A 17,210-nucleotide genomic window follows, 5' to 3' on the forward strand; every position below is an offset into this window, starting at 1 on the left:
CCGTACATGTTTACCATCAGTACCAACCCTGCCCAGCTCAACGTCGAGGTCATTCACCGCTACCTGTCCCAGGAGTCATACTGGGCGCAGGGCATTCCGCTGGAAACAGTGCAGCGGGCCATTGCCAATTCCCTGAATTTTGGGGTGTACTCCCCAACCGGCGAGCAGGTGGCCTACGCTCGCGTCGTTACCGATAAAGCCACTTTCGCATGGCTCTGCGACGTGTTTGTGCTGCCTGCGTTTCAGGGGCAGGGCATCGGCAAGCAGCTGCAGGCCGAAATCTGGGCTCACCCCGAGCTGCAGGGCCTGCGCCGCTATCTGCTGGCTACCCTCGATGCCCACGGGCTCTACCGGCAGTTCGGCTTCCAGGACCTGACTGCCCCCGAGCGCTACCTGGAAATTCGGCGGCCTAACCCCTACGGTACGCCCACGGCAAATTAACACCAGTGGCCTAGACCACCCCCCGGCCAGGGCCGCGACATGCGGGCGAGACCAACCCAGATATAGTAATACGCCTACGTGTTTGTTAGCCAGCCGCTTCGGGTAAAGAAGGCTGCTGCATGAAAAAAACTAAAGCTCATCTAATTTATTCTGCCTACCTGAGGTAGTATCTTCCTGTAGTGCGCCACTTGGTTGCTTCCGTATAGTTATGGTTATGAATACCACTTTGCCGGCTCGCTGGCACCAGTTAACTGCTCCACTCATCCCGGAAGAAGCGCGTCGTACGGCCATGCTCAAGCAGCTCACCGAGGCCTACCAGGGCTCCGACCGCCACTACCACTCCCTGCACCACATTCGGGCCTTGCTCGACTGCACCGACCAGCACGCTGCTACCCTGCAGGATGCCGAAGTGGTGCAGCTGGCCATCTGGTTTCATGATGCCGTGTACAGCACCCGCCGCGACGACAATGAAGCCCGAAGTGCCGCGCTAGCCCTCGAGTTTCTAGGCCACTCCACGCTCTCGCCCGCGCGCCGCCAGCGGGTGGCCTACCTCATTGAGCGCACCAACGACCACACCCAGCCTCAGCCCGCCGCCGACTCCGACCTGCATTTTTTCTTGGATGCCGACCTGCAAATCTTGGGTGCCGCCGAAGCTGACTACTGGCAGTATGCCCGCCAAGTGCGCCAGGAGTACCGTCTCGTGCCCGATTTTCTCTACCGCCGCGGCCGCCGTAAGGTGCTAGAGAAGCTGCTCACCGCCCCCGTCCTTTACCAAACCGCACTGTTTCGCAACAAGCTCGATGCCCAGGCCCGCCGTAACCTGCGGGCTGAGCTGAAAGCATGGGAAAGTGGGGGAGTGTAATGGCAAAAGCCCACAGATAAGTTATCTGTATCGACTCGTTGCGGGCTGCTACACTCTCACTATAGCTAGGGCTATGTCTGAGCGCACTTCGGGTATCTCAATAACCAACGGGGCAGAGGTGGCTTGCAGCAACAGTTGCCCGGTACGGTGGCCCGCCGTTGTGTTCCAGAGGTGCACCAGGTAACTGCCTTCCTGCAGCCCCGGCAGACTAAGTTGCACAGGCAGTGGGCGCACCTGTTGTAGCATAGTGCCGCCGCGCTTCTTGAGGCTGTCTTGCCGCAGCAGCCATACCACCGCCTGAGTTGTATCGCCGCAGGCAAACCCCACAAACGCCGGTGTGGAAAGTTGCAACTCGTGGTTGAGGTTCCGGCGCCGGAAGCGCGACCAGTCGATCAGCTTTGTGAAGGAGGCCAAGCTTTGCTGCGCCGCCCGCATGCCGTGGGTAAGCACGTGCGGGTGCCGGTTAGGCCAGCGCATACCACCGCCCGCCGCGCCGGAGGCCAGGTGAGCCCACTGCATATGCCGGAAATACTCATCGTCGAAGGCTTCTGGTAGAGTGCGCCGCCGGTCTTTGAACGTGTGGATGGGGCCATGCTCGCTATCGAAAAAGGGAGCGAGTTGCCGTTGATGCTCCAGGGCCTCCCGCACCAGGGCCCCCGTACGGATTGCTGAGCGTACCGTATCCTTTGGGTGGTCTATGGTAGCGGCATCGTAGAAGTGAGAAGTAGCAAAGTCGAGCTGCGGATGCCGAAAAATGACATCTGCCAGGGCCGGGTGCTCATCTAGCACGGGCCCGAATACCGAGACCGTTTGCAAGTGAGTACGCCCGTATAGTCTCGTCTCCACCTCCCGCAGATGCGTGCTGATTTCCGCAATAAAGTCGTAGAAGCCTTCCGTGCGACCCCGGGAATGCCGCGGGTGAATCTCATTCCACAAGTCCCAGGCGAAGAGGGCTCCGCTGCCACCCCAGCGCTCCGTGGCAAACGTCAGGCGGTTTTTAATGGCCGTGAGTGTGCTGGGGCAGAGCAACCACCGCGAATGATGAGTACACGGGCCACCGTGCACCTGGTTGTAGGGGTGATGGCGCCACCGCTTCCACATCCAGAACGTATCATAAGGAGTGAGCAGCACCCGCAGGCCGTATTGCTCGCAGAGAGCAAACAGATCATCCCAGAGGCGCACCATATGGGGCTGAAAGCGCCCCACGGGTCGTTCCAGGTAGCGGTTCTCCGTTTGGCAGTACTCCAGCATAAACCGCAAGCACGTTACGCCGTGCGCCGCCAACCACGCGAGGTGCCCCTCCACGGCGGCCATATTTTTCCGACGGAACAGCCCAGCAAAATCCGGCCAGGTGATGGCGTCGTTCTGGCCAATAGGCGTCCAGTTCTGCCCTTCGTCGGTGATGAAGTAGGGCGCAGCGGGCGCCACCTGAATCCAGTGCAGACGTTGGGTGAAAAGAGTTGGGGCAGGAGCTATTTGAAAAGAGGGGAGGGGCTGCATTACAGGGCCAAACGAGGCGGAGAGCGTAGTTGGTGCGGGTACGGGTGTAGGCCACCTACAAGGATGCGCGCAGCCTAAAAGTTCGGCTAGGCCACTCCAAACGCCATCCAAAGTATGTAGCGGGCAGGCCTAAGACAAACGTTGGGCGAGTGCATTTGCCCCGTGATGGCCCCAGCCGTGCAACGCAAGCAGTCGGCACTATGTCCCTTGCCTGCCGTGACGTAAGTTGCAGTCCGGCTTTGCTACTCGCCGCATCTATGCTGAAACGACTTCTCCTGCTGCTGGCCGCTGGGCCCGCTTTTTTGCCCATTGCCACTGCCCAGCAACTCGGGCCGCTTACCGTTGAGAAAATCATGCGCGATCCTGCGCAGTGGATCGGCAACTCACCCAGTAACATTTCCTGGGCCGAAGATGGCAAGCGCATCTACTTTACTTGGAACCCTGAGAAAGCCCGCCGCGACTCGCTCTACAGTATCAGTCCCAGCGGTGGCACGGCCCGTAAAGTGAGCCTGCGGGAGCAGTACGCTCTGCCGGCTGCCAACGGCGAATACGATCAACGTCACACCCGCAAAGTATATGAGAAGGACGGCGACATTTATCTGCTGGATCTCAAAACCCAACGGGCCCACCGCGTAACCAATACCGCCGAGCGGGAGCTAGACCCCGTTTTTGCCCTTCAGGGGCAGCTCATCAGCTACACCCGCGCGGGCAACCTTTACACCTGGGACCCCGCCACCGGCGAAACCGTGCAGCGCACCGATTTCCGCCGCGGCAATAGGCCTAGCGACGCCTCTACGGATAAGGCCGAGAAGTTCTTAAAAGCTCAGCAGCTGGCCCTGTTCGACATTATCAAGCTGAAGGACCAGGATGCCAAAGCTCGCCAGCGCCAACAGAAAGCCCTGGCCCGCTTGCGGCCCAAAGCCATTTGGGTAGGCCAGCAGTCGGTGCGCAACCTGCGCCTCTCGCCCGATGGCCGCTACGTGACGTACACATTGGCTCAGGAGCCTAGTGCCGAAAAAGTAGCCATTGTGCCCAACTTCGTGACGGCCTCGGGCTTCACCGAAGACATCAGCACCCGCACCAAAGTAGGCGCCGCCCAAACGGCGTATCAGCTAGGCCTCTATGACATTGGGCGCGACACCACGTTTGTGCTGGGCTACCGCGAGCTGAAAGGTTTGGATGAACAGCCGGCTTACCGCAAAGAATACCAGCTGCCTGCCAAAGCTCCCGTCCCCGCCGACTCGGCCAAAGCGAAGTCAGCAGCTGGCAAGAAGGAAAAACCCGCCACGGAGCTGCGCCGCGTGATTCCTTACGGTCCGTTTTGGTCTGAGGATGGCAGGCGCGCTTTCCTGGTCATCCGCAGCACCGACAATAAAGACCGATGGATTGTAGGCCTCGACCCGGCCACTCAAAAAATTAATCTGCTTGATCGGCAGCACGACGACGCCTGGATCAACGGCCCCGGCATCGGCTACGACGAGGGCAACGTGGGCTGGCTGCCCGACTCGCGCCGCATCTGGTTCCAGAGCGAGGAAAGCGGGTACAGTCACCTTTATACTCTCGATGTAACCAATGGCCAGAAGAAAGCTCTTACCAGCGGCAAATTTGAGGTGCAGCGGGCTCAGCTCAGCCAAGACAAGAAAACCTGGTACCTCACGGCCAACAAAGTGCACCCCGGCGAGCAGCACTTCTACCGCATGCCCGTTAGTGGCGGCGAGCTGACGCAAATAACCTCACTGCCCGGCAGCAGCGAAGTCACGCTTTCGCCCGATGAGAAAACCCTGGCCGTTCGCTATAGCACCGCCAACACACCCTGGGAGCTGTACGTGATGGACAATAAGCCCGGCGCAAAAATGCGCCGCCTCACCCATAGCACTACCCCTGAGTTTGAAAGCTACGCGTGGCGCATGCCCGAGGTCATTACCATCAAGGCCCGCGATGGAGCCGATGTGTACGCCCGCCTCTACAGGCCTAGCAGCCCGCAGGCGCAAGGGCCGGCCGTAATATTTGTGCACGGAGCCGGCTACTTGCAGAACGCCCATAAGTGGTGGAGCACCTACTTCCGCGAGTACATGTTCCACAACTTGCTGGTTGACAAGGGTTACACTGTACTCGATATTGACTACCGCGGTTCTGCGGGCTACGGCCGCGACGTGCGCACCGGTATTTACCGCTTTATGGGCGGCAAAGACCTCAACGACCAGGTAGACGGTGCCAAGCTGCTAACCGAGAAATACAGCGTGAGCCCCCAACGCATTGGTATTTACGGCGGTAGCTACGGCGGCTTTATCACGCTGATGGCCATGTTCACCCAGCCCGATGTGTTCAAGGCCGGCGCCGCCCTGCGCTCCGTTACCGATTGGGCTCACTACAACCACGGCTACACCGACAACATCCTCAATGAGCCCTACAACGACTCGGTGGCCTACGCCCGCTCCTCACCCATTTATTACGCCAATGGCCTGAAGGGTGCCCTGCTCATGTGCCACGGCATGGTGGATACCAACGTGCACTTCCAGGACATTGTGCGGCTCTCGCAACGCCTCATTGAGCTGCACAAGGAGAATTGGGAGCTAGCCGTGTATCCCGTAGAAGACCATGGTTTTGTGGAATCCTCTTCCTGGACCGATGAGTACAAGCGCATTTTGAAGCTGTTCGAGACCAACCTCAAGCCTGCCTCAGGTGCTACCATTGGAAGTTCCGGCAGACAGTAGGTGGCTTAGCTTAGCAAAGCTTATTGATGCGTCGCCTTGCTTCAGAATTTTAGAGACGGGGTGGTGCTCAGAGCTGCTTTGAGGTGGGGAATTTATCAGTATTACGATTTAGCTGGTAGCTAATTCCCGCTGATAAGCTAATGGGAGTATAGATATAGTCAATAGCTAAATCTTCGCCCGTTGAGCTCTTAAATCGGTGCGTGAAATATTCTGTTTCGTAAGTACGCACCGTACCCGCAAACGTATAGCGCTTATAACGAAACCCTGCCTCCATATACGGTAGGGCAGTGCCGCGGAAACCATACAAAAATTCTTGTCCGTAGTAAGTCGGATTTAGGTTTGTGTAAGACTTCGTGCGCCAGAAAGTATTGATTTCATATCCAAACCCTACAAGCACTCGGAGATTGGGTGCAACTGGAAGCAAGCCGCGTAAACCAAACTGGAAAGCTGCATTCAGGCCACGCCAATCATACACGCCAGTACGAAGTGCATATTGAGATGGTAGAGTTATGCTTCCACGGCGACCATACAATGCACCTACCACGGCTGTGTGCAAGGCAAGGCGCCGACCCGGAAGAACCAAATCCAAGTAAGTACCCAATTGTAGATGAGATCGGCCATCGTCATTAAGCCCTTTCAGTGCATCGTTGCCTAAAGTAGGCTGCTGCATAGGACTAGTAGAGAGGCGCAAGGAGTTATAGCGTAAGCCAGCCGTTAGACCTACCAACATGGCCGCCTTAGGTCGCGGAACTTGCTCCGTAATAGCTTCGGTTCCTAGATGGCGAGCAGCAGAACATTCTTGATTATAAGTTTGCACAACGCGTGTAAGATCCTTTGCAGTAAAGGAGGCCGTTGCAGCCATCTTCACTGCTGACGGACAGTCGCCGAAATACTGAAGAAGTTGGGCGTGGTAATTATTAGCATCAGCGATATACTGCCTACCATTTCGCTCTGTTAAGCATAGGCGTTCCGCCATCTCTAGGTATGGCTGTTGCTCACGCCGAACAAAAAAGTGTTTCGAGGCGTCTATCGTTATACCTAACAGGCTAGCAGGGCCATCTACCCACACGTCTGCTAGCACCACTTCTAGCAATTGACGTTTAGGAGTACCGCGGGTAAGTCGGTCAACACGTACCTGAGCAAAGCGATCAATGGGCACCAGAGCACTACGTAGTAAGCGGCTTTTACTTAAACATACGCTCTGCAAGTCGGCGGCCATATAAATCAGGTCCTCTGTACCGCGCCGAAAGCGAATTTCGGAAGGTGGTTCTTCCCAAAAGTCATTTTGTATCTCGCCCCGCAGGGTGTCACCTGTGCTGAGCACAACGTATCCTGGCTCAAAAGTCTGTGCTTGCGCTATGACAGAAATCAGGAGTAATATATTAACAAGTAGAACTTTTTTCATAGAGTATAATTTTTTTATAAAGGTACTAGCCTGCAGTCCTTAACAAATTGTGGTTTTTGTATTAAGACGAATAATTAGTAGTTGTCATGGGCTAGCCTTCGTTCATGAATGCCAGAAATAGTTAATAAAATCGTAGCTGATACCTATAAAAGGCAGGTTCTCTCACTCCGGTCATGATTTAGGTGTGCACCTGAATCATATAGCAATTTCAGAGTAAAGGCTCTAAGGCAGATCAGCAGGAATTCCATCTTATCATCCTTTCACCATGTAGAAAACTCGTAGCTTTGCGGCCCTGCCTGGTCAGTTGCCAGGGTGGGGCAGGGGCTGCCGGCCCCTTGCGTACTTCTACCTTACTAGCTGATGCCGTACTTGTTCACCTCCGAATCTGTTTCGGAAGGCCACCCCGATAAAGTAGCCGACCAGATTTCTGATGCCATTCTCGACGAATACTTGCGTCAGGACCCAACGGCCAAAGTCGCTTGCGAAACCCTGGTTACCACCGATTTTGCGCTGGTAGCCGGCGAAATTAAATCGACGGCCCACGTGGAGGCCGAGCCCATCATTCGGGAGGTAATTCGCCGCATCGGCTACAACAAGCCTGAGTACCTCTTCAACGCCGATACCTGTGAGGTGATGAACCGCCTGCACGAGCAGTCGGCCGACATCAACCAGGGTGTTGAGCGCGCCAAGCCCGAAGAGCAGGGCGCCGGCGACCAGGGCATGATGTTCGGGTATGCTACCCGTGAAACCGAAAACTACATGCCTCTGGCCCTCGACCTTTCGCACCGTTTGCTGCGTGAGCTGTCGGCTATCCGTAAGGCTGGTCAGGAGATGACCTACCTGCGCCCCGACGCCAAGAGCCAGGTAACTATCCGCTACAACGACGACAACACCCCGGAAGCCATCGAAACCATCGTGGTTAGCACCCAGCACGATGACTTCGACCAGAACGAGCAGGTGATGCTGAGCCAGATTGAGCAGGACATCAAGAACATCTTGATTCCGCGCGTGAAGGCCCAACTGAGCCAAGAGGTGCAGGCGCTTTTCACTGAGGATATCAAGTATCATATCAACCCCACTGGCAAGTTCGTAATTGGTGGTCCTCACGGCGACTCCGGCCTTACCGGTCGGAAAATTATTGTGGATACCTATGGCGGGAAAGGAGCCCACGGCGGTGGTGCTTTCTCCGGTAAAGACTCGTCCAAAGTCGACCGTTCAGCGGCCTACGCTGCTCGTCACATTGCCAAAAACCTGGTAGCAGCTGGTGTTGCTGATCAAGTGCTCGTGCAGGTGGCCTACGCTATTGGCGTAGCCGAGCCAGTAGGTGTATTTGTGACTACCTACGGCACCACCAAGGCAACGGGCTCGTTCGGTCACCAGCTCACCGATGGTGAAATTGCCGCCAAAGTGCAGAGCATTTTTGATCTGCGCCCTTATGCTATTGTGCAGCGCCTAGGCCTGCAGAACCCCATTTTCGCTGAGTCGGCTGCTTACGGCCACATGGGTCGGCAGCCTGGCACGAAAGAGGTAACGCTGGCCGATGACTCAACTAAGACCGTTGAAACTTTCACGTGGGAGAAGCTCGACTACGTAGATAAGATCAAGTCGGAGTTTGCCCTGTAGAGTGGCCTAGCCCATAAAAAAAGTCCCGGCTGCACTTGGCAGTCGGGACTTTTTTTATGAGTTGTGAACATGTCCAGGTAGCCTAGCCTGTAGTGCTAGTCCACTTGGCTACAAGTGCTCAGTGGCTCACAAGCTTTTCTTTGTACCTGGTAATCTGACGCTTCAAACTATCAGCAGCGGCATCAGCGGCAGCCTCAAAAGTGCCGGCATCTTCCTGGGCGAAAAGCGTAGTGCCGGGGACGCGCACTTTCACTTCTACCGTTTTATTATTTATACCATCCTTGTTATTCAGGCGCATAATTACTTCACCCTCTGTGACATGGTCATAGAAAGTTTCGAGTTTATCAAGACGCTTCTGGATGAAGTCAATCAGTTTCTGGTCGGCGTCGAAATGCACCGATTGCATCTGTACTTTCATCGGATGTTGGGTTAAGGGTAAAAGAAAAAATCAGGCTTTTGGATGGGCCTTTTCAAATACGGATTTGAGCTTGTCAATACTTAAGTGCGTGTACACCTGGGTGGCTGCCAAATTAGCGTGGCCTAGCAACTCTTTAATAGCGTTTAAGTCAGCTCCCTTACCCAACAAGTGGGTGGCAAAGGAATGACGTAACACATGCGGGTGTTGCTGGCCTGATGCAGTGGTAATCTGGCTCAAATAGTGCTTTACCGTGCGATACACAAACTTTTCATAGAGCGGCTCTCCTTTGTCCGTAACGAGGAGTGCCCGGCGGGCGTTGCTCTCAGAACCAAATTCGCGTTGCTTGTGCGCTATATAGTGTTCTATAACTATAAGTAGAGTAGGATTGAGTGGCACAAGGCGCTGCTTGTTGCCCTTACCCGTCACACGCACAGTTTTACTGGCTAAACTAATGTCTTCGTGGGCGATACCTATCAGCTCCGAGAGGCGGATACCCGTGCCATAGAGCAGTTCCAGAATTAGTTGGTCGCGGGAGCCAGTAAGATCATCCGTAAAGGCAAACGTATTGAGCAAACCATTTAGGGAATCCTCGGCCACAAAGTCGGGGAGCTTCTTTGCTACTTTAGGAGAAGTGATGCGCAACATGGGGTTCTTCTGGATGGCCCCCGTGCGTAGCAGGTACTTATAGTAAGAGCGTAAACAGGCAATCTTTCGGTTTACCGTACGTGGGTCTTGATGCTGCTGCATCAAGGTCACCACCCAAGAGCGAATCAGCATGTGGTCAGCCTGCGCCGGGTCTTTCAACTCGTAAGTGGCCTCTAGAAAAGCAGAAAACTGGCGCAGATCGGTTTGATACGACAGAACTGTATGCGGGCTATAGCGCCGCTCAAACCGCAAATAATCAAAAAACAATTCCATACGTTGGGCTTCAACAGCTGTGCTGCGGATACCCAATGTATGGAATTCAGTGGAAGAAAAAAACGAATGGAAAGAGCGCGAAAAAGCCGGCTGTTATGCTACAAGAGCACACATCAGCCGGCTTTATCTAGCTTGTAGGAAGCTTCTGGAGACTATTGGTTAGCCTCGTTGCCGTACATCTCCTGCTTGTAGATAGCTTTCTGCTTCTGCTTGCGGTTGGTGATGGAAGGCTTCTGGAAAAACGTGCGGCGACGCAGTTCTTTCAGCACGCCAGTGCGCTCGAATTTCTTCTTAAAGCGCTTGAGCGCACGGTCAACCGACTCGTTTTCTTTGATTTGTACGATGATCATATCTTCAGTGAGGTTGAAAACTTTCCTGGCTAGAGGGCTGCAAAGATAAGGAAGTCTACGTGGTAGATGCAAATGGTTTGCAGATTAACTATGATTCAACAGTTTATCTGCTTCATTTTAGCGCTAGGCCACCCTAATGCGCTTCCACGTTGCTGGAGGTTACTTCAGAATAGTGCGGGCAATAACCAGCTTCTGAATTTCAGAGGTGCCCTCCCCAATAGTGCAGAGCTTGGCGTCGCGGTAGTACTTCTCTGCCGGGTAATCTTTAGTGTAGCCATACCCCCCAAAGATTTGCACGCCCTCGTTAGCAGTACGCACCGCCACTTCCGAGGCGTACAACTTTGCCATTGCTGACTCACGGTTAACATTCAGACCCCGGTCCTTCATATCAGCTGCCCGATAGGTAAGAAGCGAGGCTGCTTCAATTTCGGTGGCCATATCCGCTAACTTGAACCCAATACCCTGAAAGCTGCTGATAGGCTGATTGAATTGGTGCCGCTCTTTCGAGTACTGCAGAGCCGCTTCATAAGCGCCCTGGGCAATGCCTAAGCTAAGGGCCGCGATGCTGATACGACCCCCATCCAGCACTTTTAAGGCCTGAACAAAACCGTCGCCTACTTTTCCGATGATATTTTCCTTAGGTACGCGGCAATCGGTGAAGATAAGCTCGGTGGTTTCAGAGGCTCGCATGCCTAGCTTGTCTTCCTTACGACCAGCTTCAAAACCAGGGGTACCGCGCTCAATGATAAATGCCGTCATTGCGTGGGAGTCGCCTACTTCACCGGTCCGGGCAATAACTACGGCTACATTACCGGTTTTGCCATGGGTAATAAAGTTCTTGGCTCCATTGAGCACATAGTAGTCGCCATCTTCAACGGCTACGGTACGCATGTTGCCAGCATCAGACCCTGTATTTGGCTCCGTGAGGCCCCACGCGCCGATCCACTCGCCAGATGCTAGCTTCGGCAAGTATTTATGCTTTTGCTCTTCGGAAGCGTGCTGTAGAATATGGCCAGTGCACAAGGAATTATGCGCCGCCATGCTTAAGCCAATACTGCCATCAATCTTAGACAGCTCGGCAATAGCCGTCACATATTCAACGTAACCAAAGCCGGCCCCACCATATTCTTGAGGTACTAACACGCCCATAAGGCCTAGCTCACCGAGCTTATGAAAAACGTCCACAGGAAATTCCTGGGATTCGTCCCATTTCATCATGTTGGGCTTGATCTGTTGCGCGCCAAAATCGCGCACCATTTGGGCAATCATTGTCTGGTTTTCTGTGGCAACCAATTCCATAGTGGGTGGGAGTAAGGGTGGGGTGGGAATGCGATATGAACAGGGCTAGGCCTGTTTTGGGTCCGCGAAAGTACGATTTTAGTAAGGCAGAAGCCAGTACAGGATTTCGGGCTGAAGTGGCCTAAATTTTGAAAGGGCGGACCGATTCGGTTACTTTGATAGTTCTTTCCCGGAATTCCTATTTGTGATTTTGGGTTTTCCATGAAGTCCTGACCTTGAACCCGGTCCTCCGGTTTGCATGCAAGAAAACACGATCCTCCGCCTTCTGCGCCTGTGTGTGTTATGCGTTTGCGCTGCACTGTTATCCTTCTCTTGTACGACTTCTAAGCTGCGCCAGCAAAACATTCTGCTGCGAACTAGTGGTGCCGGAGCACTTGACACTGCACGGTTACGAGACGTTGTTAACCGAGCTGAGCGGAACTATATAATTCAGCCTAATGATTACCTATACGTTCAGGTAGCAACTAACAAGGGCGAGAGAATCATTGACCCTAATGGTGAGCTAGGATTTGGTTCCCCTGGTGGGATAAATGGTGGAAACCGGCAACAATTCAATCGAGGTGGAGCTGGTGGACGAAATACTCAGCAACAGCAGGGGTATGGTCAGAGCGAATTCTTAGTGCAGCATGACGGTATAATCAAGCTGCCCATGATAGATCCTTTACGTCTGGCTGGTTACACATTGCTGGAGGCAGATAGTGTGCTGCAACAGCGGTATAGCGTTTACTATAAAGATGTCTTTGTTCAGACGCGTATAACAAATAATCGCGTAGTTGTAATGGGTGCTGTTGCTGGCGGTCCAGGACAAGTAATACCACTATATAATGACAACGTAAACCTACTTGAAGTACTGGCCTCAGCGGGAGGTATTACCGGAGGATACGTGGGGACGAACTCACAATCGGGCCAAGCCGGTCGAGCTGATAACATACGCTTGATTCGAGGAGACTTGAAAAACCCGCAGGTACAAATCATCAACTTAACTACGATTGATGGTATGCGCCGGGCAAGCTTACAAGTTGAGCCCAACGATATTATCTACGTGGAGCCTATACGTCGGCCAGTGTACGAAACGTTAAGTGATGCTCAGCCCTACTTTGGGTTGATAGGAAGTGTAGTGGGCATCTTTACAACGTTTTTCCTCATTCGGAATGCTGTTAAATAGCAGCATTCCTATTTACTTACTGAGTATCTGCCTGTATGGCTCTGAACGAAGAAGCTGAACTAGAAGATTTAGTCCGTAGTGCCGGAGGTGAGGCGGATGAAGACCAAGGCGGCGGATTAGATTTAACTACCCTAGTAATGGTAGCTCGTAAGAGCTTGCCTTGGGTGTTGTTGCTTGTTATTCTGGGGTTGCTAAGTTCGTGGTTGTTTCTGCGCTACACCAGTCCAGTGTATCAATCGTCTTCTGTTCTCAAGATAGATGAGAAGACGGAGGCGGGGGTACTTGGCCTAGAAGGGCTAGGTAAAATGGTAGAGCAGAAGCAAACCATCGCACAGCTTTCAGGAGAAATTGAGCTAATAAAGTCTGATCTGATTTACCGTAGGCTGCGTGACTCACTTGACCTAGAAGTAAACTATTATGCAGAGGGTACAGTGCTAGAAACAGAACTCTACCGCACTTCTCCCTTCAAGGTTGATTACGAAACCAAAGCAGGTGGGGCCGGGCAGCTTAATACCAAATTCGGTTTACGGTTTCTGTCGCCGCAGCAAGTTGAGCTAACTTATCAGGAGGCAGGACAGGAGAAAACTGATAAAGCCAATATTAACGAAGTAATAGAAACAGCTGGGTTTCGTTTTAAAATTCAGCAAACCTCACGTTTCCGTCCGACAGATGTTGAGCGGAGCTTCTATTTTATCATCAGAGATGATGCCTTCATCAATGGGTATTTGAGCTCCAATTTGCAGGTGCAGGTAGTAAATCCGGATGCTAATACCATTAGCATCTCATTTACTGACCATAACCCATTAAAAGCACACGATATTGTCAATAAGGTTGACACAGCTTATTTAGTAGAAAAAATTCAGCGTAAGCAAGAGCAATCTGCTAAAACGCTTCGGTACTTGGCGGAACAGTCGGATGAGAACCGTCAGTTGCTGCGTCAGGCAGAGGAGCAGCTTCAAAATTACATGAAGCAAAATAAGCTGTTCGATGCAGAAAGCGAATTAGGCAGCTTAACGGGGACATTAAAAGAGCAGGAGAAAGAGCGCCAGGAGTTGCAGGAGCAACTAACACTACTGCGAAACCTGAATGGTCAGATAGAGCAAAACCGATTTGTAGCCGTGGAAGGTGTGTCAGCAGAGCAGAGCATTCCAGCTTTGGCCGAGCTCAAGTCCCCTGAGTTAACCGAACGGGTGTCGGAGTTATATGGCTTGCAATTAGATATCAACCGCATATCTAATTCTTACACCCCTGAAACGCAGACAATCAAGAATCTGCAACAGCAGATCGCGTTTGTTAAGCGTAATATCATGCAGCTGCTCCGTCAAAACCAGCAACTGTTACAGCGTCAGTTGGATCAGATGAATGGTAAAGACAATGAGCTGCAAGCCCGTTTGGCTGAGTTGCCTGAGATAAAAACCCAGATTGAGCGTTTAAGGCGTCCCCGCGAGCTATATGAGAAGTATAGTTTGCTTATGATGGACAAAACGCTGGAATACAATATTGCTCGTGCAGGCATTACGGCCGATTTTCAAGTACTTTCGCCAGCTAACCTGCCTAATGCCCCTATTGCTCCCGTGCGTGCCATGGTGTATGCTATTGGACTAGCAGCAGGCCTAGTGCTTGGCCTTGGCTTGATTGCTGTTCGTTACCTGATGCATAACACGGTCACGAATGTGGGGGAGCTCGAACGCAATACGTCTTCACCGGTGCTTGGCGTGATTCCAACTTACGACAAGGAGAAAATGTCTGTATCTAAGCTGATCGTGGACAAGAATCCTAAATCAGCTATTTCGGAAGCTATTCGCTCTATCCGGACGAACCTGGAGTTTATGGCTTCTTCTAAAAAGAAGCGCCTGATTTCTGTGACTTCTACTATCAGTGGCGAGGGCAAGACCTTTGTGACAGTAAATCTAGCGGGCATTATCGCTGCTTCGGATCAGCGAGTTGTGATTCTGGACTTGGATATGCGTAAGCCCAAGGTAAACTTGGCATTTAATGCAGAAAATATCAAGGGCGTAAGCACCATCCTAATTGACAAACACTCCTGGCAGGAATGCATTCAGCATACTACCATTCCGACCCTGGATTTTATTTCCGCTGGTCCGACGCCACCTAACCCTTCAGAGCTTATTTTAAGCTCACGCTTTGATGATTTGATTGAGCACCTGTATCAGTTTTACGATGTAATTATCATTGATACTCCGCCAGTAGGCCTAGTAACCGATGGTATTCTGATCATGCGTAAGGCGGATGTGCCAATCTATATTGTACGGGCTAATTATTCGAAAAAGGCTTTCCTCAAAAATATTAACAAGCTGATTCGTACGAACGGTTTCACCAAGATTACGACCATTCTTAACGATGCAAAGGCCAGCGGTATGTATGGCTACGGCTACGGGTATGGTTACGGCCAGGGGTATGGGCAAGGATATTATGAGGAAGCTCAAGCTCAGCCGAGTAGTGTAGTAGAAAAAATCCGCAAGCGGTTTTCATAACTAAGTTGTTCAGGTAGCATGGCATCGTTCCTTCAGAAACTTTTTGGCTCAAAGCTGCCAGCAACTCCTGAAGTAGCAGTGACATTGGCAGCGCTGGGAACTGATATGCATTCTCACTTGCTACCTGGCCTAGACGATGGGGCAGAAACGTTGGAGCAGTCGGTAGAATTGGTGCGGGCCATGCAGCAGTTAGGATACCGCAAGCTGGTAATGACCCCTCACATAATGGGCGATTTCTACCGCAACACCCCTGAGAGTGTGCGGGGAGCTTTAGGCGCGCTACGCAACGCTGTGAAAGCTGCGGGTATAACGGGTATAGGGCTAGAGTGTGCGGCTGAATATTACCTGGATGAGTGGTTTGGGCAAAAGTTAGATGCTAAGGAAGCTCTATTAAGTTTCGGGGGCGACAAGCGTTATGTGCTGGTTGAGACGTCTTACATCAACGAGCCCTTCAATTTTGCTGACACCATGTTTCAGCTAAAGGCCCACGGCTACCAACCCGTGCTAGCCCATCCAGAGCGCTACACCTATATGTATGGGCGGTTTGAACAGCTGGAAAGCATTCGGGAGAGTGGGGTGTTGTTGCAGTTGAATCTAAACTCTATTGTTGGTTACTACTCAGCAGGTGCCAAGCGCGTGGCAGAGAAAATGATAGACGCGGGCATGGTAGATATGCTCGGCACTGACGCGCATCATATAAAGCACGTGGAGACGCTACGCTCCAAAGTTTTGCTCAGTGGTTATTTGCAAAAGGTCTTATCATTGCCTCTTCTCAACAGCACATTGTAAGTACTCTGTTTAGTGGGTAGTTTCATCCGGGTTTTTCGCCTCAGCTTGATTGCATGATTTTCGTTACCGGGGGTAGTGGCCTAGTAGGCAGCTTTTTGATTGCAGAATTAGTAGCGCGGGGCGAAAGTGTCAGGGCTTTGTACCGGGGAGAAAACATTCCGAGTATAGCCAATGCCGGTCAGGTTGAATGGGTGCAGGGAGATTTGCGCGACGCGCTAGGCCTACGGGTGGCACTAGAAGGCGTTACGCACGTATTTCACTGTGCGGGCTTGGTGTCCTATGCACCACAGGATGAAACTGCCTTGCTGCAGATTAATGTAGAAGGAACGGCCAATGTAGTAGACGCCTGTCTGGAGCGGCCCGGCATCCGGTTAGGTTATGTATCATCGGTAGCAGCTCTGGGCAGTAAAAGTGGTGAACAACCTGCGGGCCCAGTGCAGTTAGATGAAACCGCTAAGTGGGATTTAGGCGCCGAGCATAATGCTTACGCTACCTCCAAATACTTAGCTGAGCTGGAAGTGTGGCGTGGAGTGTCCGAAGGATTGCAAGCTATAGCCGTTAACCCTTCCGTAATTTTGGGGCCGGCTGATTGGAACCGTAGCAGTACTCGTCTATTTCGCTATGCCTATGATCAGCACGCCTTCTACACGCCCGGCAACATTAACGTAGTGGACGTGCGCGATGTAGTAGATATGCTTCTGCGCCTTACATTGGATACTGCCATCAGCGGTGAGCGGTTTGTGCTGAGTGCCCAGGCCATACCTTTGCGTGACTTCCTGGCGCAGGCCGCCGCGTGCTTCCGCCGTAAGCCACCAACTGTAGCAGTGCCAAACTGGGCCGCTGAAACAATCTGGCGGCTGGAGCATGTGCGGTCGGTGTTAACGGGGGCTAGGCCACTAATTACTAAAGATACCGCCCGGGCAGGTCGGCGGCCAGTAGAGTACCGCGCTGAGAAGGTACAGCGCGTACTAGGCAAGTCGTTTCGGGCGCTGTCAGATACTATAACGTGGTGTTGCCAGGAGCTGATTGCCCATCAGTCAACTACAAAGCAGCCTGTTCCACCGGCAGGAGTGCTAGGCCAGTAAAAGAACTTTTACGAAGCGAATTATGGCCTGAACCAGCGCGCCTCCGGTGCGGTTGTTGTATATTCAGGACCGACACCTTATTTGGGTGAGATACACCGCTCACCTTTGCGTAGCCTGCCAAAATGGCGGCCGCGTGCCGATTGTAG

General features: G+C 52.7%; 14 protein-coding genes. 8 read left to right on the top strand and 6 right to left on the bottom strand.

The genetic code is table 11. The annotated features are described in order from the left end of the window. Positions 1–6 precede the first annotated feature (6 nt). The gene (locus EU556_RS03540) at positions 7–441 is read left to right on the top strand and encodes a GNAT family N-acetyltransferase (protein WP_135431069.1); all 435 of its coding nucleotides are present in this window, start codon (positions 7–9) and stop codon (positions 439–441) included. Positions 442–655: 214 nt separating this feature from the next. Continuing rightward, positions 656–1,303 carry an HD domain-containing protein gene (locus EU556_RS03545; protein WP_135431074.1) on the top strand — a complete coding sequence of 216 codons (648 nt, stop codon included), beginning with the start codon at positions 656–658 and terminating at the stop codon, positions 1,301–1,303. A gap of 48 nt (positions 1,304–1,351) precedes the next feature. On the opposite strand, the gene EU556_RS03550 is transcribed toward EU556_RS03545, so the two are convergent. Continuing rightward, entirely contained in the window at positions 1,352–2,803 is a 1,452-nt protein-coding gene (locus EU556_RS03550) for a glycoside hydrolase 5 family protein (protein WP_245327391.1), read from the bottom strand. 257 nt (positions 2,804–3,060) lie between these two features. On the opposite strand from EU556_RS03550, the gene EU556_RS03555 reads away from it, so the two are divergent. After that, positions 3,061–5,517, top strand: coding sequence for a S9 family peptidase (locus tag EU556_RS03555; RefSeq protein WP_135431078.1), 2,457 nt, complete (start codon positions 3,061–3,063; stop codon positions 5,515–5,517). 67 nt (positions 5,518–5,584) lie between these two features. On the opposite strand, the gene EU556_RS03560 is transcribed toward EU556_RS03555, so the two are convergent. Further along, entirely contained in the window at positions 5,585–6,922 is a 1,338-nt protein-coding gene (locus tag EU556_RS03560) for a hypothetical protein (RefSeq protein ID WP_135431081.1), read from the bottom strand. A 360-nt stretch (positions 6,923–7,282) separates the two neighbouring features. Between EU556_RS03560 and metK the strand changes: the two genes are divergently transcribed. After that, entirely contained in the window at positions 7,283–8,545 is a 1,263-nt protein-coding gene (metK, locus tag EU556_RS03565; RefSeq protein ID WP_135431083.1) for a methionine adenosyltransferase, read from the top strand. Positions 8,546–8,663: 118 nt separating this feature from the next. Here the strand turns inward: metK and hpf are convergent, their stop codons facing one another. The 4 genes from hpf to EU556_RS03585 form a co-directional block, all read right to left on the bottom strand. Further along, entirely contained in the window at positions 8,664–8,963 is a 300-nt protein-coding gene (gene hpf / locus EU556_RS03570) for a ribosome hibernation-promoting factor, HPF/YfiA family (protein ID WP_135431085.1), read from the bottom strand. A 30-nt stretch (positions 8,964–8,993) separates the two neighbouring features. Then, positions 8,994–9,881 carry a tyrosine-type recombinase/integrase gene (locus EU556_RS03575; RefSeq protein ID WP_135431087.1) on the bottom strand — a complete coding sequence of 296 codons (888 nt, stop codon included), beginning with the start codon at positions 9,879–9,881 and terminating at the stop codon, positions 8,994–8,996. 152 nt (positions 9,882–10,033) lie between these two features. Beyond that, the gene (gene rpsU, locus EU556_RS03580) at positions 10,034–10,231 is read right to left on the bottom strand and encodes a 30S ribosomal protein S21 (RefSeq protein ID WP_135431089.1); all 198 of its coding nucleotides are present in this window, start codon (positions 10,229–10,231) and stop codon (positions 10,034–10,036) included. 159 nt (positions 10,232–10,390) lie between these two features. Continuing rightward, entirely contained in the window at positions 10,391–11,530 is a 1,140-nt protein-coding gene (locus tag EU556_RS03585; protein WP_135431091.1) for an acyl-CoA dehydrogenase family protein, read from the bottom strand. Positions 11,531–11,768: 238 nt separating this feature from the next. Between EU556_RS03585 and EU556_RS03590 the strand changes: the two genes are divergently transcribed. The 4 genes from EU556_RS03590 (at position 11,769) to EU556_RS03605 (ending at position 17,064) form a co-directional block, all read left to right on the top strand. After that, entirely contained in the window at positions 11,769–12,695 is a 927-nt protein-coding gene (locus EU556_RS03590) for a polysaccharide biosynthesis/export family protein (protein ID WP_135431093.1), read from the top strand. A 35-nt stretch (positions 12,696–12,730) separates the two neighbouring features. After that, positions 12,731–15,190, top strand: a complete 2,460-nt coding sequence (locus tag EU556_RS03595) for a GumC family protein (RefSeq protein WP_135431095.1) — start codon at positions 12,731–12,733, stop codon at positions 15,188–15,190. A 105-nt stretch (positions 15,191–15,295) separates the two neighbouring features. Continuing rightward, positions 15,296–15,979, top strand: a complete 684-nt coding sequence (locus tag EU556_RS03600) for a tyrosine-protein phosphatase (protein ID WP_245327393.1) — start codon at positions 15,296–15,298, stop codon at positions 15,977–15,979. 53 nt (positions 15,980–16,032) lie between these two features. Continuing rightward, a complete protein-coding gene (locus EU556_RS03605) occupies positions 16,033–17,064 on the top strand; it encodes an NAD-dependent epimerase/dehydratase family protein (RefSeq protein WP_135431098.1) in 1,032 nt (343 codons plus the stop codon). Positions 17,065–17,210 lie beyond the last annotated feature (146 nt).

This window comes from Hymenobacter fodinae, assembly GCF_004745825.1.
Taxonomy (GTDB): Bacteria; Bacteroidota; Bacteroidia; order Cytophagales; family Hymenobacteraceae; genus Hymenobacter; species Hymenobacter fodinae.